Origin of the sequence: Vibrio sp. ZF 223 (genome assembly GCF_003050585.1) — a bacterium.
Classification (GTDB): domain Bacteria; phylum Pseudomonadota; class Gammaproteobacteria; order Enterobacterales; family Vibrionaceae; genus Vibrio; species Vibrio crassostreae.
The window spans coordinates 100,506-124,766 of sequence record NZ_PIGB01000005.1; the positions used below are offsets into that span (position 1 = coordinate 100,506).

At 44.9% G+C, this 24,261-nt stretch carries 24 protein-coding genes; 3 read left to right on the top strand and 21 right to left on the bottom strand.

What is annotated here, in order from left to right; all coding sequences use genetic code 11:
* Positions 1–5: 5 nt before the first annotated feature.
* The 7 genes from rlmM to pomA form a co-directional block, all read right to left on the bottom strand.
* Positions 6–1,097, bottom strand: a complete 1,092-nt coding sequence (rlmM, locus tag CWO13_RS12060; RefSeq protein WP_017070491.1) for a 23S rRNA (cytidine(2498)-2'-O)-methyltransferase RlmM — start codon at positions 1,095–1,097, stop codon at positions 6–8.
* Entirely contained in the window at positions 1,094–1,492 is a 399-nt protein-coding gene (locus tag CWO13_RS12065) for a DUF423 domain-containing protein (protein ID WP_017632369.1), read from the bottom strand. Before CWO13_RS12065 ends, rlmM begins: the two co-directional genes overlap by 4 nt.
* Positions 1,482–2,105 (bottom strand): alpha/beta family hydrolase, encoded by a 624-nt coding sequence (locus CWO13_RS12070; RefSeq protein ID WP_102398338.1) that lies wholly within the window; start codon positions 2,103–2,105, stop codon positions 1,482–1,484. Before CWO13_RS12070 ends, CWO13_RS12065 begins: the two co-directional genes overlap by 11 nt.
* Complete coding sequence (locus CWO13_RS12075; RefSeq protein ID WP_017063339.1) at positions 2,098–3,006, bottom strand: transcriptional regulator GcvA; 909 nt, start codon at positions 3,004–3,006, stop codon at positions 2,098–2,100. The genes CWO13_RS12070 and CWO13_RS12075 overlap by 8 nt, the downstream gene beginning before the upstream one ends.
* Positions 3,007–3,677: 671 nt before the next feature.
* Entirely contained in the window at positions 3,678–5,126 is a 1,449-nt protein-coding gene (gene thiI / locus CWO13_RS12080) for a tRNA uracil 4-sulfurtransferase ThiI (protein ID WP_048658100.1), read from the bottom strand.
* A 315-nt stretch (positions 5,127–5,441) separates the two neighbouring features.
* The gene (locus CWO13_RS12085) at positions 5,442–6,389 is read right to left on the bottom strand and encodes a flagellar motor protein MotB (protein ID WP_017060777.1); all 948 of its coding nucleotides are present in this window, start codon (positions 6,387–6,389) and stop codon (positions 5,442–5,444) included.
* Between the two features lie 12 nt (positions 6,390–6,401).
* Positions 6,402–7,166 carry a flagellar motor protein PomA gene (gene pomA / locus CWO13_RS12090; RefSeq protein WP_004734406.1) on the bottom strand — a complete coding sequence of 255 codons (765 nt, stop codon included), beginning with the start codon at positions 7,164–7,166 and terminating at the stop codon, positions 6,402–6,404.
* Positions 7,167–7,464: 298 nt separating this feature from the next.
* On the opposite strand from pomA, the gene xseB reads away from it, so the two are divergent.
* Genes xseB through dxs form a run of 3 tightly spaced genes read left to right on the top strand, consistent with a single transcriptional unit; the run spans position 7,465 to position 10,516 of the window.
* Positions 7,465–7,707, top strand: a complete 243-nt coding sequence (gene xseB, locus CWO13_RS12095; protein ID WP_004734405.1) for an exodeoxyribonuclease VII small subunit — start codon at positions 7,465–7,467, stop codon at positions 7,705–7,707.
* Positions 7,708–7,727: 20 nt separating this feature from the next.
* Positions 7,728–8,612, top strand: a complete 885-nt coding sequence (gene ispA, locus CWO13_RS12100) for a (2E,6E)-farnesyl diphosphate synthase (RefSeq protein ID WP_102432642.1) — start codon at positions 7,728–7,730, stop codon at positions 8,610–8,612.
* A gap of 20 nt (positions 8,613–8,632) precedes the next feature.
* Positions 8,633–10,516 carry a 1-deoxy-D-xylulose-5-phosphate synthase gene (gene dxs, locus CWO13_RS12105; RefSeq protein ID WP_108083020.1) on the top strand — a complete coding sequence of 628 codons (1,884 nt, stop codon included), beginning with the start codon at positions 8,633–8,635 and terminating at the stop codon, positions 10,514–10,516.
* A gap of 112 nt (positions 10,517–10,628) precedes the next feature.
* Here dxs and pgpA read toward each other — a convergent pair whose 3' ends face one another.
* The 14 genes from pgpA to CWO13_RS12175 form a co-directional block, all read right to left on the bottom strand.
* Entirely contained in the window at positions 10,629–11,135 is a 507-nt protein-coding gene (gene pgpA, locus CWO13_RS12110) for a phosphatidylglycerophosphatase A (RefSeq protein ID WP_055319564.1), read from the bottom strand.
* On the bottom strand, positions 11,135–12,109 hold the full coding sequence (thiL, locus tag CWO13_RS12115) for a thiamine-phosphate kinase (protein ID WP_055319579.1): 975 nt from the start codon (positions 12,107–12,109) through the stop codon (positions 11,135–11,137). The genes pgpA and thiL overlap by 1 nt, the downstream gene beginning before the upstream one ends.
* Before the next feature lie 115 nt (positions 12,110–12,224).
* Positions 12,225–12,692, bottom strand: a complete 468-nt coding sequence (nusB, locus tag CWO13_RS12120; RefSeq protein ID WP_004734399.1) for a transcription antitermination factor NusB — start codon at positions 12,690–12,692, stop codon at positions 12,225–12,227.
* Complete coding sequence (gene ribH / locus CWO13_RS12125; RefSeq protein ID WP_004741508.1) at positions 12,692–13,162, bottom strand: 6,7-dimethyl-8-ribityllumazine synthase; 471 nt, start codon at positions 13,160–13,162, stop codon at positions 12,692–12,694. Before ribH ends, nusB begins: the two co-directional genes overlap by 1 nt.
* 295 nt (positions 13,163–13,457) lie before the next feature.
* Positions 13,458–14,567, bottom strand: coding sequence for a bifunctional 3,4-dihydroxy-2-butanone-4-phosphate synthase/GTP cyclohydrolase II (gene ribBA / locus CWO13_RS12130; protein WP_004734397.1), 1,110 nt, complete (start codon positions 14,565–14,567; stop codon positions 13,458–13,460).
* Positions 14,568–14,674: 107 nt separating this feature from the next.
* Positions 14,675–15,331 carry a riboflavin synthase gene (locus CWO13_RS12135; protein WP_048658105.1) on the bottom strand — a complete coding sequence of 219 codons (657 nt, stop codon included), beginning with the start codon at positions 15,329–15,331 and terminating at the stop codon, positions 14,675–14,677.
* Positions 15,332–15,377: 46 nt separating this feature from the next.
* Positions 15,378–16,481 carry a bifunctional diaminohydroxyphosphoribosylaminopyrimidine deaminase/5-amino-6-(5-phosphoribosylamino)uracil reductase RibD gene (gene ribD / locus CWO13_RS12140; RefSeq protein WP_108083021.1) on the bottom strand — a complete coding sequence of 368 codons (1,104 nt, stop codon included), beginning with the start codon at positions 16,479–16,481 and terminating at the stop codon, positions 15,378–15,380.
* Positions 16,482–16,521: 40 nt separating this feature from the next.
* The gene (nrdR, locus tag CWO13_RS12145) at positions 16,522–16,971 is read right to left on the bottom strand and encodes a transcriptional regulator NrdR (RefSeq protein WP_004734394.1); all 450 of its coding nucleotides are present in this window, start codon (positions 16,969–16,971) and stop codon (positions 16,522–16,524) included.
* A 156-nt stretch (positions 16,972–17,127) separates the two neighbouring features.
* Positions 17,128–18,378 (bottom strand): glutamate-5-semialdehyde dehydrogenase, encoded by a 1,251-nt coding sequence (locus CWO13_RS12150; RefSeq protein WP_108083022.1) that lies wholly within the window; start codon positions 18,376–18,378, stop codon positions 17,128–17,130.
* Positions 18,379–18,469: 91 nt separating this feature from the next.
* Entirely contained in the window at positions 18,470–19,654 is a 1,185-nt protein-coding gene (gene proB / locus CWO13_RS12155) for a glutamate 5-kinase (protein WP_170960819.1), read from the bottom strand.
* Positions 19,655–19,730: 76 nt separating this feature from the next.
* Positions 19,731–20,120 (bottom strand): sigma factor-binding protein Crl, encoded by a 390-nt coding sequence (crl, locus tag CWO13_RS12160; RefSeq protein WP_017060787.1) that lies wholly within the window; start codon positions 20,118–20,120, stop codon positions 19,731–19,733.
* 144 nt (positions 20,121–20,264) lie between these two features.
* Positions 20,265–21,518 carry an esterase FrsA gene (gene frsA / locus CWO13_RS12165; protein ID WP_102432647.1) on the bottom strand — a complete coding sequence of 418 codons (1,254 nt, stop codon included), beginning with the start codon at positions 21,516–21,518 and terminating at the stop codon, positions 20,265–20,267.
* An 89-nt stretch (positions 21,519–21,607) separates the two neighbouring features.
* Positions 21,608–22,072 carry an oxytetracycline resistance phosphoribosyltransferase domain-containing protein Tet(34) gene (gene tet(34) / locus CWO13_RS12170; protein WP_009847475.1) on the bottom strand — a complete coding sequence of 155 codons (465 nt, stop codon included), beginning with the start codon at positions 22,070–22,072 and terminating at the stop codon, positions 21,608–21,610.
* An 84-nt stretch (positions 22,073–22,156) separates the two neighbouring features.
* Positions 22,157–23,446 (bottom strand): NCS2 family permease, encoded by a 1,290-nt coding sequence (locus CWO13_RS12175; protein WP_017633422.1) that lies wholly within the window; start codon positions 23,444–23,446, stop codon positions 22,157–22,159.
* Positions 23,447–24,261: the final 815 nt, after the last annotated feature.

Consider the following 24,261-nt stretch of genomic DNA (forward strand, 5'->3'; position numbering starts at 1 on the left):
AAATATTAGTGCGGTGAGATGTTTGAAAGCGCCTGAATGTGAACCGTGATCTCTTCGCGATCGTGGTAAAGGTGCTTAGCCTGCATCTTGAACTTCACTTTATTCTCAATAAGGAACACTTTTAGGTTCTCGATATCTTGCAGTACTTCATCGTAACGGCCTTTCATAGGCAGTTTAAGGTTGAATAGTGCTTCTTTCGCCCAGCCTTTGATAATCCACTCACCCATAAGGTGTGCAACGCGCGCTGGCTTCTCAACCATGTCACAGATAATCCAAGTTACGTTCTTACGGTCTGGTTCAAACTTAAAGCCATCCACCATGTGGTGCTTAATTTGACCCGTTTCCATTAGGCTGTCTGCCATCATGCCGTTATCAACACAGTGAACGAACATCGAGCGCTTAACCAATTGGTAAGTCCAACCACCTGGACATGCACCTAAATCAACACCCCACATACCTGGAGCCAGACGCTCGTCCCACTCATCACGAGGTATGAATACGTGGAATGCTTCTTCTAGCTTCAATGTAGAACGGCTTGGCGCATCTGATGGGAATTTCAGACGAGGGATCCCCATAAAGAACTGTGAGTTATTGGTTGGGTAAGAGTAACCCACAAAGCAGTGACCCGGAGCGATGAAGCATAAATGAAGCACAGGCTTCTTAGCGTTATCTTTCGCTGTCATCAGGCCTTTACCACGCATCGCTTGACGCATCGGCACAGTAAACTTACGGCAGAACTTCAAAAGCTCTTTTGCTTCGTTAGTATCTGGTGTTTCGATACGGATATCACCACAACGAGGGAAACCTTCTTTTTCAGAAAGCGCTTCAAGAATTGGAGAGATACGGTCATCGGTTGGCAGGTCTTTGATTTCAACTGCCACTGCTAGCATCTGACGAGCAAAGATCAGTGATTGGAAGTCGATCTCTTTAATCAACTTGTCCGCTTCACCTGCTTGGTAACATTCAAACAATACAAAGCCTGTATTGTTCTTTAGGCGAGGAAAACCAAACACTTCCAGTTGTGTTGCCTTGTCTTGAATTTCGCCAGCACATTCTTTTTCAAAACCAGAGCGACAATAAAGTAGTACGTGTTTCACTGAGTTACCTCTTTTATATTCAAAGCAGCGAAGGAGAAGACTCCCCAACCAATGATAAATAGTAGACCACCAAACGGTGTTATAGGGCCAAACCATTTTATTCCTGTCAGTGCTAAGCCATAAAGGCTGCCACTAAAACAAAGGATGCCGATGATAAAGCAAATTGCCGCAATGAAAAAATATTTTTGTGATTTAGCGCCAAGTTTCATCTGTAGCAGAGCACCACACGCCAATATCGCTAGAGTATGGATAAATTGGTACTGAACACCGGTCTCGAACACACCTAAAAGATACTCTGGCAAGATAGCCTTCAAACCGTGCGCGGCGAATGCCCCAAGCATCACAGCGATCGCACCAGAAATGCCTGCAAAAGTGAGTAAATACTTACTTTTCATTGAGCACCTCTTTGATAAACGCTGACAACTTCTCAACGGTTAACGCAATATTCTGCTGTTCGGTGTAACCAGAACTCTTACGAGGCTTAAAACTATGGTCGCCATCGGGAATAAACTCAACTCGAATTGAATCCGATAGATTGAAGTCAGCAAACTCTTCTCGCTTACCAAAGGTATCGCGCTCGCCTTGTAAAATAAGACACGGCTTAGCTAACTCAGCGAGATGTTCGCCTTTGTATTTCTCTGGTTTGCCCGGAGGGTGGAAAGGAAAACCCAAGCACGCCATCGCTGCCACTTTATCAACTTCAGACAAATGACTCGCCATGCGCCCTCCCATCGACTTACCACCAATCACAAGCTTATCAGCGTCGCATTGCTCTATGATCTCTTGGTAGGCTTCAAGGAGCTTAGGGGCTCTGTCAGGTGGGCGACGCTTGCCATCTTCAGCACGCTTGATCATGTAAGGGAAGTTGAAACGAATCACTCGTATCCCTTTAAAGGTCAACCCTTTTGTCACTGACTGCATGAACTCGTGGTCCATGCCGGCACCCGCGCCGTGAGCGAAGATAAAGGTGATTGGGTTGTTTTCACCATCAATGATGACGTTATTCATCGAGTAAGTCCTCTTGTTCACTTTGCGCTTTCGCTAGCATCCAGTCACGGAAAGTGGCGATACGACCCATGTCAGCTTGTTTCTCATGACAAACCACATAGAAGGCGTTCTTACTCACCAACACTTCATCAAAAGGCGCAATCAAACGACCTGCTTCGATTTCAGGCTGCGCCAACACATTGTTACCAAGAGCAATCCCCTGGCCGTGAGCAGCCGCCTGCAGCACCATGGTTGAGTGACTGAAGATAGGACCGTGATTAACATTAACCCCGTCAATGCCATTTTGCTTAGCAAACTGTTTCCAATCCTTTCGAGAAGTATCATGCAGTAACGTATGACATGCCAAATCGCTGAGAGATTCTAATGGTTTAGCTCCTAGCAGCACGGAAGGTGAGCAAAGAGGGATCAAGTATTCTTGGTAAAGCTTATCGGCTCTAAGCCCTGACCAATTACCTCGGCCATAGTAAATAGCCACATCTACATCATCAGTCAGCGAACCTTCATCCATATCAACGGCTTTGATTCTTACATCAATGTCAGGTTCTTGCTGATTAAAGTCGGCAAGCCTTGGTACCAACCATTGAATGGCAAAACTCGGCGGTAAACTGATGGTCAATGCGCCCTTTTCACTTCGCTCAAGCACTTTGTCCGTCGCTTCTGCCAGTGATGTGAAAATATCTTTGATATCCAAGAAGTAGCTTTGGCCTTCTTCAGTCAGCAGCAAAGAGCGGTTTCTTCGGCGAAACAGCTTCAAAGATAAGAATTCTTCAAGCGCTTTGATCTGATGACTGACCGCCGCTTGAGTAACAAACAACTCTTCTGCGGCACGCGTAAAACTCAAGTGTCGAGCAGCAGCTTCAAACACTCTTAGCGAGTTTAATGGGGGTAATCGACGAGACATAGTTACTCTCTAAATAAGCATTAGTTTTTTTTATCTGAAACATTATAATTTGTCCATTGCCTAGCGGCCAGAGAAATTCTATATTTCATCCCGCAGCAGCTAGCCTGAACGGCTTGATTCTCTCTAGAATCAATTGGCTTAGCTCCTGCGATGTTGTGTTTGCAAACTCGTTCTTTTCGAGTTGGGTAGAGTTCTACCAAATGTTTTGTTGCAGTTCTATACTGAAACGAGGCATGTACTTCCTGTATTTATTTTGACCTGTCTGTCAAATTTGTTTACACCGCCTTATGGGCGGTGTTTTTTTATGTGCAAAGAAATGTAACAACAAGTTTATCAATAGCTGTGCTAATTAATCTTTATTATTTTTCATCACTAATCACAGAATCAGATACCCACTCAAATAATCAACTGAACACATACAAACAGCACCATTGAGTTGCACTAAAAAGTAACAGAATACTTCAAGATACTCACACTTCTTCGGTACTTATAAACCTGTTTAGAGCTCACTCTCTCTATCAATCAAAAATTTTGAATCTGAGCATGACGATAGGACGCCCAAACTCACGACTCTGTCTGACTACTGTAAATCATTCACAATAGAAAATAAAAAAGCCGCTTACTTTTCAGTAAGCGGCTTTGCAAATGATTAACGGTTGGTCAACACTCCACTATGGGCGGTAAACCTTAACGTTATGGAAGCCTTGCTCTTGTAGGTAGAGCGCCTGTAGACGGCTCATTACACCACGGTCACAGTACAGCAAGTACTCTTTATCTTGGTCTAGGTCACCGAACTGAGTCGAAAGCTTGAAGAACGGAATGTGTTTAATTTCAACACCATCGATCTCTAGTGGGCTTTCGTCTTCTTCTTCTGGGCTACGGATATCAAGAACGATAGCGTGCTCAGCAACAGCTTGAACTTGTTCAACTTCAGGCGCTTGCTCTTGGCTCTCTTTCTCGATGTCACGGATATCCATAACACGAGCGTTCTCGATCACTTGATCCAGCACTTCAAAGTTAAACTTAGCTTCTTCTGCTTCCAGTTTGCCTTTCTTCGCTTTCACTGTTGGCTTCTTAGAGATAACACCACAGTACTCAGGCATTACTTTAGCGAAGTCTTCAGTACCGATGATACGAGAAAGGTCAATGATGTCTTCTTTGTCCCAGTTGATAAGCGGACGAAGAATCAAAGTATCAGTCACGTTGTCGATGTGGCGAAGGTTAGTTAGCGTTTGGCTAGAAACCTGACCAAGTGCTTCACCCGTTACTAGCGCTTCAATACCGAAACGCTCTGCAACCATACCACCAGCACGCATGAACATACGCTTAAGAACAACGCCCATTTGGCCGTCTTCAACGTTCTCTAGGATTTCAGCAACCACGGGTTCAAAATCTACAGAAATGAACTTCACCTTTGCAGATGAGCCGTATTTGTTCCATAGGTAGTGAGCTACTTGCTTAACGCCAATCTCGTGCGCTGGGCCACCAAGGTTGAAGAAACAGTAGTGAACCTTAGAGCCACGCTTGATGTGCAGGTAGCTTGAAACACCAGAGTCGAAACCACCAGAGATCAAGCTCAGTAGGTCTTCTTGAGTACCAAGAGGGAAACCACCTAGGCCTTTATGGCGAGCTAGAACTTGGTTTAGCTTATCGTTAGCCACTTCAACCTTAACGGTTACATCAGGGTTCTTAAGTCGAACTTTCGCTGACTCAACGGCTTGGTTTAGACCACCACCTACGTAGCGTTCAAGTTCAATAGATGTAAAGTCATGCTTACCACGACGCTTAGCACGAACAGAGAAAGTCTTGCCTTCAATGTCAGCACGGCTGCGTTCTAGTACTTGCTCGTAAATATCGTGCAAGTCTTTGAATTCAGACTGTTGTACTTCAAGAGAGTGGTGAATACCTGGAGTGTGAGTCAGAGCCTCTAACACTTCTGTGTAGTACTGGTCACTCTCAGACGTCACTTCTATATGATCGCGACGGTTGAATACCGCAACACTTTCACAGCGACGTTGAATAACGTTACGAATGTTGCACTCTAGAATCCTTGTGAAGCGCTTACGCACCGATTCACTTTTTACAAAAATTTCCGGATGGGGCTTAACAATAAATTTCATAGTACTTTCACAACATTAATGTTCAAAATTTTGAAAACGCTCATCGCCAAACAAATTAGAGAATTTACCCAGCACTTGAAGCAAGAATAGATCATATCTAAATCTAAGGGCGCGAATTATACATGAGAAAGTGAAGCAAGGAAAAGAGTGCTTGCTGCAACACCATCATTAAACTGCCTGTTATTAAAAGTAGCAGGTTTCGAAACGACATAAATACAGCAGAGAGATGATTGAAGACCAGCAAACAAAAAGCCCAACCTCATTGTAAGGTTGGGCTTTCGATGCTATCTGTTAACTACCGCGTGCACATATCGGCTACTCATTAATAACAGGCACTTCATCACTGTAAAGCGGTTCACCCTGCATGATGCTGATTTCAACGCGGCGGTTAAGGCTACGTTGCCATTCAGTATCGTTCGGCTCGACTGGCTCAGTATCGGCCATGCCACGCACTCTCAAGCGTTGATGAGAAAACCCACGAACCTTCTCCATCTCTTGAGCAACAGACACTGCTCGCTGTGATGACAAGTCCCAATTTGAGCGATAAAGCTCTGAATCAAGACGTTGGTTATCGGTATGTCCTGAGATTCGGACAATGCCCGGTACATCTTTTACTAGTTCAGCGACCTGTCTCACCAATGGGCGAAATTTAGGTTGTAAGAAAGCAGAACCCGATGGGAATGCGCCTTTCTCACGAATTCGAATAACAATCTGCTGGCCAAGATTTTCCACCTCAATCGCGCCTTGGTCGATTTCTCGTTCCAACGCTTTCTTGATGCTTTCCATCAAGGTTTCCATCTCTTGCGATTGAGCTTCAGCTTGTTGTTGCTGTTGGTCTGACTCAGAATTTTGATTGTCGTGAGTCGAAACCTCTGGCGACTTGCCTCCGGTCATCTTGCCTTGGTCACGCATGGTGCCGCCAGCTCGCTCAGATTCACCTTCATGAAACTCAAGCGTTTGCTGCGTAATATCAATAGTCTGCTGCATGATCACATCAATAGGTGTTGGTTCTGGGCGACCAGGGCGGAACTCTTGTGCAATAATGCTGGTGCCTTTAGGAATGTCTTTCACTTCCAAGCGGTTTTGTACACCAAACGCGAATTTCATCGAGCCAGCGATCTGTTTGAACTTCAGTACGTCCATCTCAGAAAATGAGAGCAGCAGTACGAAGAAACACATCAGCAGTGACATCAAGTCAGCAAATGTCCCCATCCATTGAGGTAACCCCGGAGGAGGACATTTACATGGATTCTCTTCATCCATCTTAAACTCCTCTTACGCGGGTTCACCATCAATCGTGCGCTTACCTTCGTTGAGGTAGCTCTTGAGGTAACCATCAATAACTCGTGGATTCTGACCATCTTGAATAGCCAGTACACCATCCATAACTAGACGACGGTTAAGTGTCTCTTGGTCACGACGTAGCGCAAGCTTGTCAGCAATTGGGAAGAACACCATGTTCGAAAGAATCGCACCGTACAGAGTGGTCAAAAGTGCTACCGCCATCGCAGGACCGATCGCTTTTGGATCATCCATGTTCGAAAGCATGGCAACCAGACCAACCAAGGTACCAATCATACCCATCGCAGGAGCAACATCACCAAATGCAGAGAACACTTTCGCGCCCTGCTCGTGACGTTCAGTCGTTAATGCGATGTCTTTTTGCAATGCTGCACGTACTACATCTCCATCATGGCCATCTACCAACAGGTCTATGCCCTTTTGCATGAAGCTGTTACTGATTTCCATCTCTTCGAGTGCTAAGAAGCCACCTTTACGCGCTGCATCCGCCATCTCTACCACTTTAGCGATAAGATCTTCAGGTTCATCGGCTTTAAACATGAAGGCTTTGCCTGCAATTTTAGTCGCACCAAAGAACTGCCCCATGGTGAACTTCATCAGAACAACAAAGGTTGAGCCACCAACCACGATCAAAATGGATGTCGTGTCATAGAACATCCCGAGGCTTCCACCTAGGATCATTGCCATGATTACAAAGGCAAATCCACCAATCAAACCTATTAGGGTTGCTAAATCCACTGAGCACTCCTCATGCTTTTTTGTAGCTCTATGTCGACGATAATCTTTGTATCGGCAAGACTATAAGATCTTTTAGTAAATTCTTGGCCTAAGTATCACACTTTTCGTTTTTGAATCCCAACTATTGGCTTACTTTGCTCTTATAAGTAGCGCATAAACTCGATAAAGCTAAGGTTATTCAAGCAAAGTGAGTTCAAGCCCCTTAAAAACGAACTTTCTAGCAAAATTTCTTGGTTACATTTGACCATCTTAGCGGCCTAGGGTAACGTTCGTTCATCTTTCCAAACGCAGATTTATTATGGCTACTAAGAAACCTGAAAATATGAGCTTTGAAGCAGCAATCGAAGAGCTTGATGGCTTGGTTGATCAACTAGAAAATGGTGATCTAGCTTTAGATGATGCGCTGAAGAAGTTCGAACGAGGTATCTCCCTCGCTCGTGCCGGTCAAAGCAAACTAAACGATGCTGAACAGCGTGTTAGCATCCTACTGCAAAATGATGAAAACGCAGAACTTAGTGACTTTAACCCACAACCAGAATAACGAATTGTATGAGATCCCCTATGATCGAGACTTTATTGTCTTATCAAGCACGTAATAACGAGCAACTGAACCTTTGGCTTGATCGCCTGCCACACCAAAATCAGAACCTGATCAACGCAATGCGTTATGGGTTACTTTTAGGCGGTAAACGCGCACGTCCATTTCTTGTCTACATTACAGGGGAAATGCTCGGCTGCACCGCTGAAGAACTCGACACTCCAGCCTCTGCAATCGAATGTATTCATGCCTACTCTCTGATTCACGACGACCTTCCAGCAATGGATGACGATGAACTGCGTCGTGGTCATCAGACTTGTCACATCAAATACGATGAAGCAACGGCAATTTTAACTGGCGATGCACTACAAACTCTCGCCTTTACTATACTTGCGGAAGGCACATTAAATGCTGACGGTGAAAGCAATCGCGTTCGAATGATTCAACGCCTAGCAGAAGCCTCTGGTGCACAAGGTATGTGTATTGGACAAGCACTTGATATTGAAGCTGAAAACCGCTCTGTCACGCTAGAAGAGTTAGAAGAGGTTCACCGCAATAAAACGGGCGCTCTAATGAAATGTGCGATTCGTTTAGGTGCACTCGCTGCTGGCGAAAAAGCGTTTGAAGTGATGCCTCAATTAGACAAGTACGCCGATGCCATTGGATTAGCATTCCAGGTTCAAGATGATATTTTAGATATCACCAGCGATACTGAAACTTTGGGTAAACCACAGGGTTCTGACCAAGAATTGAACAAAAGCACCTACCCTTCTTTGCTAGGTTTAGAGGGCGCTCAAGAAAAAGCGCAAACTCTGCTACAGGAAGCGCTTCAAGCTTTGGCTGCAATCCCATACAATACCCAGTTACTCGAAGAGTTCGCCCGATACGTCATCGAGCGCAAGAACTAGACAATAAGCGCGCATTACCTATGACTCTTGATATATCAAAGTACCCTACTCTTGCTTTAGCTGATAAGCCAGAGGATTTGCGTCTCCTCCCGAAAGAGACGCTTACACAGCTTTGTGATGAATTACGTACCTATCTTCTTAACTCGGTGAGCCAATCAAGTGGTCACTTAGCGTCAGGCTTAGGTACAGTAGAGCTAACCGTTGCTCTGCACTACGTGTACAACACACCTTTTGACCAGTTGGTTTGGGATGTTGGCCACCAAGCATACCCGCATAAAATTCTTACTGGTCGTCGCGACCGCTTGTCGACTATCCGTCAAAAAGATGGGCTACACCCATTCCCATGGCGTCAAGAGAGCGTATACGACACCCTTTCGGTTGGTCACTCTTCAACTTCGATCAGTGCTGCACTTGGTATGGCTATCAGTGCAAAGAAAGAAGGCAAGAATCGTAAAGTCGTGAGTGTGATTGGTGACGGCGCGATTACTGCGGGTATGGCATTCGAAGCTATGAACCACGCGGGCGATATTCACAATGACATGCTGGTTATCCTTAACGATAACGAGATGTCGATCTCTGAAAACGTAGGTGCTCTGAACAACCACCTAGCTCAAGTTCTTTCTGGCAGTCTTTACACGTCTATTCGTGAGGGCGGCAAGAAAGTGCTATCTGGCGTTCCGCCGATTAAAGAGCTGGTTCGTCGTACAGAAGAACACCTAAAAGGCATGGTTGTTCCTGGCACCATGTTTGAAGAGTTAGGCTTTAATTACATTGGTCCAATTGATGGGCACGATGTGAATGAGCTGATTAAAACGCTGAAGAACATGAGAGACCTTAAAGGCCCTCAGTTCCTGCATATCATGACTAAGAAAGGCAAAGGTTACGAGCCAGCAGAGAAAGATCCAATCGGTTACCACGGCGTACCGAAATTCGATCCAGCACACTCAAGTCTGCCTAAGAGCACCAGCTCTAAACCAACTTTCTCTAAGATTTTTGGCGACTTCCTGTGTGATATGGCCGCGCAAGATCCTAAGCTGATGGCGATCACGCCTGCAATGCGTGAAGGCTCTGGCATGGTACGTTTCTCTAAAGAATATCCAGAACAATACTTCGACGTTGCTATTGCTGAGCAGCACGCTGTGACGCTAGCAACCGGTATGGCGATTGCGGGTGATAAACCGATTGTGGCTATCTACTCGACTTTCCTACAACGTGGCTACGATCAGTTGATCCACGATGTAGCGATCATGGATCTACCGGTCATGTTCGCGATTGACCGTGCAGGTCTTGTCGGTGCCGATGGTCAAACACACCAAGGTGCGTTCGACTTAAGCTTTATGCGTTGTATTCCAAACATGGTGATCATGGCACCAAGTGACGAAAACGAATGTCGCCAAATGCTATACACTGGCCACCAACACACAGGTCCAAGTGCCGTTCGTTACCCTCGAGGTAATGGCATGGGCACTGAGATCCAAAGTGAGTTTACTGCGCTTGAGATTGGTAAGGGTCGTATCGTTCGTGAAAGTGCGAAAGCAAAAGATGGCTCGAAAGTCGCTATCCTAAGCTTCGGCACTTTCCTTGAGAGCGCACTTCAAACCGCTGACGCTATCGATGCGACCGTTGCAGACATGCGTTTTGTGAAACCGCTAGACGAAGCTCTGATCAAGCAACTTGCTGCTGACCACGATGTACTGGTTACTATCGAGGAAAACGCAATCGCAGGTGGTGCGGGTGCGGGTGTGATTGAATTCTTGATGCAAGAGAAACTACTGATGCCAGTATTGAACCTTGGCCTACCTGACAAGTTCATTGCTCAAGGCACTCAAGGCGAGCTACATGAAGAGCTAGGCTTAGACGCGAAAGGTATTGAGAAGTCTATTTCTGACTACCTTGCTAAATAACTTTCACAAGCAAGCGGCATAAACGACAAAACAAAAAAGGTTGGCCCTAGGGTCAACCTTTTTAGTATCCGTTAATTAGTTTGGTGTACCACCAACTAAGCCTTCAGCTAACTCACACTAACCAACCTGCGAAATGCGCTACGGCATACAACGAAATCGACGCCATAATACCCGCCACAATATCGTCAATCATGATACCCAAACCACCATGAACTCGCGCATCTAACCAACCAATCGGCCATGGTTTTACCATGTCAAAGAAGCGGAAAAGCACAAAACCAGTCAGAAGCCATTTCCAGTCATCAGCAGGGATATTCAGCATCGGCACCAAGCTCATGGTGATCCAAAAGCCCGCAAACTCATCCCAAACGATAGAACCGTGGTCATGCACGCCCATATCATCAGACGTTACTTGGCAGATCTTAATACCAATAATGCAGCTTACAACCACCACAGCAACGTAAGCAGGGAACGGTAGCTGAACCAACAATAAGTACAATGGAATAGACGCGAGCGTACCCATGGTGCCGGGAATAATAGGCGATAAGCCACTACCAAAACCCGTTGCTAAGAAATGCCAAGGGTTTTTAAGAGAAATAAGAGAAAGTGGATTTGTCATCAATTAACCTTAAAGTGATCGTAACCAGTTAAGTTCCAACTCAGTGGTTCACCATTATTGTGTAATTCAAAATATTCTACAGGTCTTATCTGGCCAATGCAGGTGACTTTTGTGCCAGTGTGTGACAAAGCACTTTCCAATGACCCTTTATTCTCTTCCGGCACAGTAAAGCACAGTTCGTACTCTTCACCACTGGTGAGCGCATACTGTTGAGCCGAAGCGACATCAGAAGCAAACTGGCGTAGCTCTGGAGAGATAGGAAGGCAACTCACATCAATGCTTGCACCAACCTCTGAACGCTTCAGGATATGCTTTAGGTCAGCAATCACGCCGTCAGAGATATCAATAGCAGACGAAGCAAGATTAACGAGCGCCTGGCCCGCGAGCACTCGTGGAGAGCTGATGTAGTGTCTCTCTTCAAGCTCAAGTGCATAAGGCTTAGCTTTGTTCTGTTCAGGGTTAAGTAGCACTTCGAGGCCAGCTTTACTGTCACCTAGGTTACCCGTTACGTAAATCCAGTCACCCACTTTAGCGCCATCTCTACGCAGTGCTCGTCCTTCAGGAACAAAGCCCTGTACAGTCAATGTCAGGCTTAGTGGTCCTTTAGTTGTGTCACCACCAATTAACTGGATACCAAAGTAGTCTGCGAGTTTAAAAAAGGAGTCACAGAAAGGAGCAAGCCATGCCTCATCCACTTCAGGCATGGTTAACGCAAATGAAACCCAAGCAGGCGTCGCCCCCATAGCAGCCAGGTCACTAATGTTAGACGCCAAGGCTTTATGTGCCACCCATGCAGGATTAGCCTCAGCCAAGAAATGGGTACCAGCCACTAAGGTGTCCGTACTGATCGCTATCTCAACATTGCTTGGCGCTTTGACCAAAGCACAATCATCACCCGCAGCCAGATGTACATCTTTACGTTGTGGTTGTCGATTTACAAAATATTTTTCAATCAGGTTAAATTCGCCAGACATCACATGCCCTATCCTTAGTCTTCATACAAATCACCGTAATTATTGATATTACAGAAATTTAGTTACAAAAAAGGCCAGCATGATAGCTGACCTTTAGATTCAATATACGAACGTCTTATTTCTTACGAACGTGCGGTGCAGCTTTATCAAGCACACCGTTAACAAACTTATGGCTGTCTTCTGCTGCGAATACTTTCGCAAGCTCGATAGCCTCGTTGATAACCACTTTGTATGGTACATCTTCGCGACGAGTCATCTCGTACATAGCTAAACGTAGAAGCGCTAGTTCCATCAGATCCAGATCTTGCATAGGGCGAGATACGAATGGACGAAGCTTGCTATCAAGTTCCATGTGGCTAAGAGCAACACCAGTTAGCAGGTCGCGGAAGTATGCAACGTCTGTTTCTGGCATAGCAAGTGCAGGTTCTGCAGCATGATGCTCTTCTTCATCATACTTACCACCAGATAAGAACTGTTCTTCAACGGTAGCAATATTTTCTTTAGTAATTTGCCAAGAATAAATTGCTTGTAGAGCAAATTGACGTGCGTTACGACGTGCGGCTGGTTTCACACTGGCCCCCATTAGGAATCGATTTCAGAAAGAACGTTGATCATCTCAAGTGCGCTAAGTGCTGCTTCTGCACCCTTATTACCAGCCTTGGTTCCTGCGCGTTCAATAGCTTGATCGATCGTATCAACAGTAAGAACACCAAACGCTACTGGAAGAGAGTATTCCAGAGACACTTGTGCCAAACCTTTATTACATTCACTACAAACATAGTCAAAGTGAGGTGTACCGCCACGAATTACTGTACCAAGAGATACAATCGCATCGAACTTGCCTGTTTTTGCAACGCGCTGCGCTACAAGTGGAAGTTCAACTGCACCAGGGCAACGAACAACAGTGATGTTGTCTTCGCTTACTTGTCCATGACGCTTTAAAGTATCGATTGCACCAGAAAGTAAACTTTCGTTAATAAAACTGTTGAAACGAGCAATAACGATAGCAATTTTTGCATTTGGCGCTGGGAAGCCACCCTCGATCACTTTCATAAGCCTTCCTTTAACTATTTTCATCAAGTGAGAATCGCCGGATTCTAGCACAAAACTGTGAGCAATATCTAATGGTAATTTAGAAGAACAGACACCGGCAATGTAAAGATGATAATGCAGCGCTAATCCCAAGCATATGGGAACAGAGAGTAGCCAAGTTTATGTATTGAACACGTTTTGAGTCGAACTTGGCTACTTTGCTCTTTTAGCAAGATTTATCACCAAAAGAGCCACTGAAATCAACGGTAAATTATGTCGCTACAAACGGAGAAACGTCTGCTCGTTGACATAGGATTTATTCGCAAACGTACTCAACAACGTTAAGACCAAAACCACCCAATGCGTGGTAACGCTTAGTGCTCGAAGAAAGCAGACGCATATCGTGCACGCCTAGATCTTGAAGAATCTGAGAACCGACACCAACACGACGAGAAGTACCTTGCTTCTTAGCCATGGTTGGCTGCTCGTTCTTATCTTGCGCTTCGAATGTCTTCACTTTGTGGATCAAAGAATCAGACGACTCTTCGTTGCCAAGAATAACCAACACGCCGCCTTCATCACCAATGCGCTTCATCGCTTTATCTAACGACCAGCTGCGCTCGGTACCGCGGTCTGAGTGAAGCAGATCGGTAAATGTATCATGCAGGTGAACACGCACTAAAGGAGCGCCTACAGACAAATCACCCTTTTGCATCGCGTAGTGGATCTGGTTATCAATCGTGTCACGGTAAGTCACAAGCTCAAAATCACCAAACTCTGTTGGCAAATGACATTGTGCTACACGTTCAATCGTCGTTTCTGTGTTGTTGCGGTATTCAATCAAGTCAGCAATGGTGCCTAATTTGATATCGTGTTTTTCAGCGAAGACTTCAAGATCAGGGCGACGTGCCATGGTGCCGTCGTCATTTAGGATCTCAACGATAACCGATGCTGGTTCACAGCCTGCTAATCGAGCTAAATCGCAACCCGCTTCAGTGTGGCCAGCGCGCGTTAATACGCCGCCTTCTTGAGCTGTCAGTGGGAAGATATGACCAGGTTGAACTAAGTCAGCCGCTTTTGCGTCTTTCGCTACTGCAGCTTGAACCGTCACTGCACGATCGGATGCTGAAATACCGGTTGTTACACCCTCTGCCGCTTCAATCGAAACCGTAAAGTTAGTGGTGTACTGTGCATTGTTGTCTTGAACCATAGGTGCTAAGCCCATACGGTTTGAACGCTCTTTAGTCAGCGTTAGACAGATCAAACCGCGGCCGTACATTGCCATGAAGTTAATTGCTTCTGGCGTAACATGTTCTGCTGCCATGATCAGATCGCCTTCATTCTCGCGATCTTCATCATCCATCAGGATAACCATTTTTCCTAGGCGAATGTCTTCAATAATTTCTTGAGGAGTACTAATTGGCATTGTTCTATATCCTTTGAAATGGTTCTGCTTCCTAGAACCGACACTATTTAAACCTGATGATATTGCTTCGCTTTACAAAGTCTCGCTTAATTACTTTGTATCAAAAGTTAGGCAAAACCATTCTGCTGTAAGAATTCCATCGTTAATCGAGATTCAGGCTCAGATTCTTGTTGCTGACCTTGCAGTAAACGCTCCATGTAACGCGCTAATACATCGACTTCTAAATTGACTTTACGACCTACATTAAATTGGTCGATGGTGGTTTCTGAAGAGGTGTGAGGAACGATAGTCAGCTTGAATGCGTTCTTGCGTAAATCGTTCACAGTCAGACTGATGCCATCGACCGTTATTGAGCCTTTTTGAGCGACGTATTTTGAGATCTCTGCTGGCATTTCTACCCAAAACTCAATTGCACGGCCAACTTGGTTGCGTTCAACAATCTCACCCACGCCATCAACGTGACCAGACACAATGTGTCCACCGAAACGCGTGGTTGGTAACATTGCTTTCTCAAGGTTAACTTTATCGCCCGCTTGGTAATCGACAAAACCCGTTTTTTTCAGGGTCTCAAGCGAAAGGTCTGCACTGTAGCTGTGGTCGTTGAATTCAACGACTGTCAAACACACACCATTGGTTGCGATACTGTCGCCTAACTGAACGTCAGCCATATCAAGCTTGCCAACGTTGACCGTTACGGTGATGTCTTCTCCGCGGGGAGTGATTGCACTCAATGTACCTACGGCTTCTACAATTCCTGTAAACATTTTAAAACTCTTTTTGTTGTCAACGACACGTATGCAGTTGGAGTAACTATTTCGAGAGTGGTTTCGCTGCTATTGGTTTAGCCACAATTGGTTTCGCCACAATGCGAATATCCACACCAACCTGTCGAACATCTTTAATTTCTAGGTCAATAACGTCAGACATTGAAGTGAGCCCTAATGCGCCCATCAAACCTCGTCCGTCACTGCCCATAAGTTTAGGTGCTAAATAGAGGATTAGCTCATCCACCAGCTGTTCTTCAATCAAGCTTTTTGCCAATGTTGCGCCCGCTTCGACCCAAATATGGTCGATATGATTGGCAGGTAATTGACGCATCAGATCGTGCAAATCGAGCTGACCTGCATCTGTGGTTCCTACTTCAATATCCGCAGACGCTTCAGCCACTCTTAACACTGGTGTTGGCGACTGATATAACTTGAGCTCAGGACGCAGTTGATTTTGACGATCAAGAATCACGCGAATTGGCTGACGAAGTTCATATTCAGCGTAATGAGCTTTAATACTGCTTGGCAACTCTGCCCAGCGAACATTCAACGAGGCGTTATCTTCAATCACCGTTTGGCTTGTGGATAACACTGCGCCCGCTTTTGCTCGGTAATTCTGAACATCACGACGCGCTTCTGGCGATGTGATCCACTGGCTTTGGCCATTTTCCAATGCAGTTTGACCATCAAGGCTAGCCGCCATCTTCAACTGAACAAATGGCATGCCAGTTTGCATACGCTTGATAAATGCAGGGTTCAAATCAAGAGCATCTTGCTCTAACAAACCAATTTCAACCTCAATACCCGCGTCGCGTAGCATTTTTATACCACGACCTGCGACTTTTGGGTTTGGGTCCTGCATAGCGCAAATTACTTTTGCAACTTGAGCCTTAATCAAACCTTCGGCACAAGGCGGCGTTCGACCATAATGCGAACAAGGTTCAAGTGTGACATAAGCTGTCGCGCCTTTGGCCTTATCGCCTGCCATTCTCATGGCATGCACTTCGGCATGAGGTTCGCCCGCTTTAGCATGAAAACCTTCACCGACGATCTGACCATCGGTTTGTACGATGACACAGCCCACATTCGGGTTTGGTGCAGTAGTGTAAATGCCGCGTTTTGCTAACTGAATAGCACGCGACATCATTTGAAAATCTAGGGGAGTAAAGTTTGACATGATTGAGGAGTTAATCCTCTAATTTAGCGATTTCTTCGCCAAACTCTCGGATGTCTTCAAAACTACGGTAAACAGAGGCAAAACGGATGTACGCCACTTTGTCCAATTCTTTCAATTGGCCCATCACAAGGTTACCAATCATCTCGCTTGGTACTTCACGCTCACCAGTTGCACGGAGTTGTGACTTAATCGTACTGATCGCAAGTTCAATTGCATCAGCACTCACTGGGCGTTTTTCGAGGGCGCGCTGAACACCACCGACCATTTTATCTTCGTTAAATGGTTCGCGGTTTCCATTCGACTTAATTACTTTAGGCATCACAAGTTCTGCCGATTCGAACGTAGTAAAACGCTCGCTACATGCAAGGCATTGACGGCGACGACGAACCTGATGTCCATCGGCAACCAGTCTTGAATCGATTACTTTAGTGTCGTTCTCTGAACAAAAAGGACAATGCATATCACCTCCAAATAATTGAATATCAGTGTAACGGAATTGCCAAACGTTAGGAAAGAAAAAGGGCCAATTAAGGCCCTTTTGTGTGGTGATTCATTGATTATTGCTACTCGATCGCCATTTCAAAAATGAGCTGAGGAGTAAAATTAACGACCAGCGTTAACCGCGAACTAAATAGTTCGCTTTACCTACCCATTTGTAACTTGTTAGCTCTTCTAAGCCCATAGGGCCGCGAGCATGTAATTTCTGGGTAGAGACTGCTACTTCAGCGCCCAAACCAAACTGCGCACCATCAGTGAAGCGAGTTGATGCATTTACATATACCGCCGCAGAACCTACCGAGTTAATAAAGCGCTCTGAGCTTTCTAGGCTGTTAGTCATGATCGCATCAGAGTGACTCGCGTTGTGTACGCGCATGTGGTCAATCGCTTCTGCAACGTCAGCAACCACTTTTACGCCTAACGTGTAGCTTAGCCATTCAGTGTCAAAGTCACCTTCAACCGCATCACGTTGGTCTTCAAAGCCAGTTAGCAGTGATTTTGCACTCGCATCAGCAACCAAGGTTACCTTGCCCGCTAAACGCTGTTTCAGCTTAGTAAGGAAAGCTTCAGCAACGGCTTCATGCACTAGCAGTGTATCCAATGAGTTACATGCAGATGGACGTTGAACTTTCGAGTTTTCAACCACATCGACAGACTTCTCAAGATCAGCGCTTTCATCAACAAAGATATGGCTGATACCGAAACCACCGATGATCACTGGAATGGTGCTCTTCTCTTTACACATCTTGTGCAAGCCAGCGCCACCACGAGGAATGATCATGTCAACATAGTCATCTAGCTTAAGCAGTTGAGATACGAGTTCACGATCCGGTTTTTCGATGTACTGAACAGAAGCCGCAGGAAGTTCCGCTTTCTCTAATGCAGACTGGATAACTTTAACCAGTTCCATGTTCGAGAAAAACGTCTCTTTACCGCCACGTAGGATACTTGCGTTACCAGTCTTCAGACACAATGCCGCAATATCAATCGTTACGTTCGGACGCGCTTCATAGATAACGCCAACCACACCAAGCGGTACGCGACGGCGAGACAATGACATGCCGTTTTCCAGTACCTTGCTGTCAATTTCGCTGCCTACTGGGTCATTCAGGCTAATCACGTTACGAACATCGTTAGCAATGCCTGTTAAGCGCTCTTCGTTAAGAAGTAGACGGTCAAGCAGTGCATCAGTTAAACCGGCTTCGCGACCTAGTTCGATATCTTTCGCATTCGCTTCTAAAATCGTTGCTGCGTTTGCTTCTAGCTCATCAGCGATGATCGCCAATGCTTTATTCTTTTGCGCCGTAGATGCGGTCGCTAGGTGGAAAGCAGCGTCTTTTGCTGCGATACCCATGTTAGTTAAATCCACGTTTAACTCTCCCTAAATTCTGTCTGTCTTTGGATGTAAAAAGGCGATTCGCGATGTCTAAACTCGCGGCTCATCGCCTTATCATCACGAGCTACTCTTGAATCACGACTAGGTCGTCACGGTGAATGACTTCTGACCCGTAATCGTAACCAAGGATGTCGCCAATATCTTTACTGTGCTTGCCTGCTATTTTTGCTAGGTCTTGGCTTGAGTAGCTAGCGATACCACGCGCTACTACTTTGCCTTTGCTGTCTGTGACTTGGGTAACTTCACCACGAGAGAACTCGCCTTTAACTCGAACAACCCCTTTAGCCAACAAGCTACTGCCTTTGGTGTTGACTGCGTTTACTGCACCGTCGTCGACCACAATGTCACCAGCTGAAGCAGGACCCGCTAAAATCCAGCGTTTACGGTTTTCAAGCGCTTCGGCTAACGGCAAGAAACGTGTGCCTTGTGGGTTGTCACTCAGTGAGTCAAACACCACATTTTCAGCACTGCCCGCAGCAATAATCACTTCGATGCCAGCGCGACGAGCAATATCCGCAGCCTGCAGTTTTGTCGCCATGCCGCCAGTACCTAACGTCGTACCGCTGCCGCCTGCGATCTTACGCAGTGTGTCATCAATGGTTTTCACTTCTTTGATGAGCTCAGCATTTGGATCTTTACGAGGGTCAGCCGTAAACAAGCCTTTTTGGTCTGTTAGTAGCAAAAGCTTATCAGCACCGCACAAAATACCCACTAATGCCGACAAGTTATCATTGTCGCCCACTTTAATTTCGTTGGTTGCTACTGCATCGTTTTCGTTTACTACCGGAATAATATCGTGTTCAACAAGTGCGTTGATCGTGTCACGTGCATTCAGAAAACGCTCGCGATCATCGAGATCAGCACGAGTCAGTAGCATCTGACCAATCTTAAGGCCATAGATAGCAAACAAAGACTCCCAAACTTGAATCAACTGGCTTTGCCCAACTGCCGCAAGCAACTGTTTGCTCGCCATTGAGTTGGGAAGTGCGGGGTAACCAAGGTGCTCACGTCCTGCTGCAATTGCGCCAGACGAAACCATAACCACAGAGTGGCCTTGTTTTTTTAATTCTGCACATTGACGAACTAGCTCAACCATGTGAGCACGATCTAATGCCAATGTTCCACCAGTTAAGACACTGGTACCCAGTTTAACAACGACAGTTTTACGCTGTGTTGTTGTCCCGCTTTGATGATTTGTTGTCATGAAGTCTTTTATGGATAAAACAAATAAGAGGTGATGTTTTAGCAATCAAAAGGGGAATTCACAAGCAGAAAAGGTGCGAAATCGCACCTTTTTGCTTTATATAGAAGAGTAACCTTTAAAATTAGACGAATTCGACAGACTCTTCGTCTAATTGGATACTGATTTCAAACTTACTTTGAAGTTCATCAACCAGTTTTTTGTGGAAGGCTTCTTGAGTTCGAGAGACCTCAGCGACCGCCTTTTTAGGTAACGGCAAAGAATCCCAGTTACCATCGATGTTGTATTTACCGATATTGTACTTCGCCGAATATCCCTCTTCCGACTTATCTAATTCCAGCCACCAGCCCCAAAACTCGCGTTCTTCTGGTGATTTTTTATCGTTCACACATACAGACAAGCAATCAAAGATATAGTGACCTTCTTCTGATTGCGGTTCCCTCAAGTAAGGCCCGATCGCCTTTAAAACATTCAACAAGCGGTAATGCGTAGGTTGTTGTGTCACTTCTGACATATTGAATCTCCATTTTCAATGTTAAGAATGACGTTACTCAGACTGTTATACGTAGAAACTACGCAATTGGATTTTATAAATTATTACTGAGTATCAGGTACTTAGTTTGTACACTTTTCATGCTTAACTAATTTAGGAGAAATGTCATCTAAATAATTCATCCTCAAGCCACTTTATCGCCAATTCGAGGGATTGCTCATAACCTTGTGTAATTGACTTAGCTTTGATTTTCTTCGCTTTTCCGTAATCACTGTAAATAGCAACCAGTTGATTATCCATCGGTGGTGATACAGGATCACCCTCTAAGGCCAATGCCAAGATAGGAACACTGGTTTTACTGTTTGACAGCAAACCTTGCACCTTCAGTGACCACGCCATCAATTGCCCAGAAAGACTATTGATATCGACCGCCCCTTTACCAAGACGCGAAGCCAACACATCCAAATGCATCTTAGGCATCTGCTTAAGTTTGTCGGCATGAACAAAGATATCGTGAATTGGCGCGCCTAAAGAGATACATGCTTTTATCTTATGTTGCTCAAGGAAAGATAATCTGACCATCGCATTGCCGCCAAAGCGGAAGCCAAATAAACCCACTTTGTGGTGATCCACCCATGGAATGTTAGGTAGCTCATTCAGCACAGCTTGGTGAAGACAAGACGAGTCTTCTGTCAAAGGCCAATGCGCACTGTGCCCTATCGATGGCATGTCTACCGTTAACATAGCAATGTTCTTAGGTGCTAAATAATCCCTAAACAAGCGCCACATATCAGTTTGTAAGCTATCGAGACCCGCGCTGACAATCACAACTGGTTGTGGTTTGTCTGTTTTAGTTAGATGCAAGTTCGCTTTGATCTTCTTGTTTTGGTACGGAATATCAATCTGCTTGACGATCAACTTGGTGTGCTTAATCGCTTCAGAATAGGCTGCGTTGGCCAACACTTGAGCCTGAGCTGCCAAATTGTCGTTCTTGAGATGTGGGTAACCCGCAATACTGAAACACAACGATGCTGAAAACAGCTCTTCAGCCATCTCTTCACCGTTCTTTTCATTAGAACGATTCTGATGTTGCATACCCAGCTTGGTCCATTCGTATGCCCAATTACCACTTCGGTAACCCATAACCGTATCAAGCCACTCATCGGTTGTACGAGAGTTATCTGATGACGCGATGCGAGCCAATACCGCTTCTTGCTCTATTGGATTAACGCCTTGCCATACCCACTGAAGACGTCTTAGGTTTCGGTACCATGATGAGTTTTGCTGTTCACGCTTCTCATCCAATAACTCTTCAGAGCTTGGCATGTATTGTGTCAACATTGAGGTCTCTTTCGCCTGCTTGTGCTTTACAAACAAAGTTTCCGAAAGGTTCGAGCTCGTTTCTTCTGGTTCAGACATTGGGATACTTAATAAGAAATGGTTGTCACTAATCATATAAAAAAAAATGACCCTATAAAGGGTCATTTCTCAAAAAACTAAGTTTACGCTTATTTTGACTTGCGATTTACTGGCTCAACGTAGCTTAGGCTAGTATCCCAAGGTTGCTCAATCCATGTGTCTTGAGCGATATCAACAATGTACTCGTCTAGCAAATCAGCGCCAGATGGTTTTGCACATACAGCGATCAGTTTCGCTTTAGGGTACATTTCGCGAAGCTTACGTGCAGTGTCACCACTATCAACCAAGTCTTCAACGATTAGGAAGCCTTCGCCGTCACCTTCAGGTGCTTTAACTACTGTCATATCACGTTGGTGATCGTGGTCGTAGCTAGAAATACAAATCGTATCTACGTGACGAATACCTAGTTCACGAGCCAAGATTGCACCAGGAACCAAACCACCACGGCTTACTGCCCAGATGCCTTTCCACTGCTCTGCTGGCATTTGCTTTTCAGCAAGTTGACGGCAGTAAGTCTGCATGTTGTCCCAAGTGATAACGAATTTGTTGCTCATAGTATAAAACCTAATAATTTTGTCATGTTATTAGAGGCTATCTCAAACATAGCCTCTTCAGCGATTAAGCAGAAATCTAGACGATTAAGCGAAAATGTATTTAAGAATAAAGATAGCCGACATTACCCACACAGCAGGTGAAACGTCGCGACCTTTACCACTTAGCAGCTTAATTGCAGCGTAAGCGATGAAACCTAGTGAGATACCCTCAGCGATAGAGTACGTCAGCGGCATAAGCAGACATGTTACCACGACTGGTGCTGCTTCCGTAAGATCACGCCAATCAATGCCAACTAGGCCAGACATCATCAGAATTGCTACATAGAAAAGTGCACCTGATGTTGCGTAAGCCGGAATCATACCTGCAAGTGGCGAGAAGAAAAGAGCCAGTAGGAATAAGATACCAACAACAACCGCTGTTAGACCTGTACGGCCGCCTTCAGCGACACCCGCAACACTCTCAACATAAGAAGTAGTATTTGATGTACCTAGCAGTGCACCAATAGATGTTGCTGTAGAGTCAGCAAGCAGTGCTTTGTTCAAGCGAGGTAGTTTGCCGTCTTCTTTGATTAGGTTTGCTTTCGTTGCAACACCAACCAGAGTACCAGCTGTATCGAACAAATCGACGAACAAGAATGCGAATACCACTGAAATCATACCGATTTCAAATACAGCAGAGAAATCAAGCTGCATGAATGTAGGAGCAAGGCTTGGTGGTGTAGACATGATGCCGCCGTATTGAACGTCACCAATAATAATACCAAGAGCCGTGATTGCTAGGATTGCAATCATTACTGCGCCTTTCACACCACGGTGAACAAGAGCAATCGTAAGGAAGAAGCCTAATGAACCAAGGATAGGAGCAATCGCAGTAATGTCGCCCAGTGAAACTTTAGTTGCTGGGTTAGAAACAACGATGCCTGCATTGCTAAGAGCAATAAACGCTAGGAAAAGACCGATACCTGCAGAGATACCAACACGCAGAGACATAGGGATCGAGTTGATAATCCATTCACGGATCTTAAAGATACTTAAGAAAATGAAGATTACACCTGATACGAAAACCGCTGCCAGAGCAACTTGCCACGTATAACCCATACCCATAACAACTGCGTAGGTAAAGAAGGCGTTCAAACCCATACCTGGTGCTTGAGCGATTGGGTAGTTAGCAACAAAGCCCATGATGAAACAGCCAATAGCAGCCGCTAAACAGGTTGCTACAAATACAGCGCCATGGTCCATACCAGCATCAGCTAGAATCATTGGGTTTACAAAAATGATGTAAGCCATTGTTAGGAAGGTTGTTAGACCTGCGATGATTTCAGTGCGCACATTGGTGCCATTTTCACTGAGTTTGAATAGCTTTTCGAACATTATCGAATCCTATAAGGGTAAAAAGTAAACGGTTGCGTAATCGATTGGCTGTGGATTATAAAGTTATCAAATAACAAATTCCAGATAGAATTAAGGCTCTAATCGATATTTATCAGAATGCCGTATGAAACAAAGCGATTAAAAACGCAGTAATCACCAAGAAATAATCATAATAAACAGTTAATTAAGCCCATTAAGCACAATGAAAAATCTTGGTTACTTTTTCGACCATCTGTTATTTTGATAAAGAATCTAACCATTAAATTCTGAATTCAAACCCACAAGAGTTGTGTATTTTTCAACAGGATCAGTAATAAGGCGCAAATTGATATTTTGGCGTTTAAAAAACAACCACGCAGAGCAGCAGGAAAAGAGACGAGATAAAGCGGTTTGGAAAAGTAGCAGGCAAAAAAAACGCCACTCAAAACTGAGTGGCGGTAGAATCTGTCAACCAAAAGGGCTGTAAAAGAATTCCAATATATAGGGGTGAACAAAACTGTTCGAGTTACATGCTTACGGTATTAGTAACCAAAGCTTGTAGGGTATGCAAAGTTGCTAGTGTAAACAGAGCTGTTAAGCCAGAACATTGCAGATGGTAAACCTTTCATAACTATCACCTTAATAAATCAATAAAAAACAAATTTGATTTCTCGGTTCCTTGGAGGCGATAAAACGGACTCATCCTTTGAGCATTTACTCTTCGTCTCAGAAGTTGGTTATTAATATACCCCAAAGAAAAAAGATTACAAGTATTTTTTGCTATACATCACACTTTTGGCTACTTATGGTTATTTTGAAAACTTATTTTCGTAATT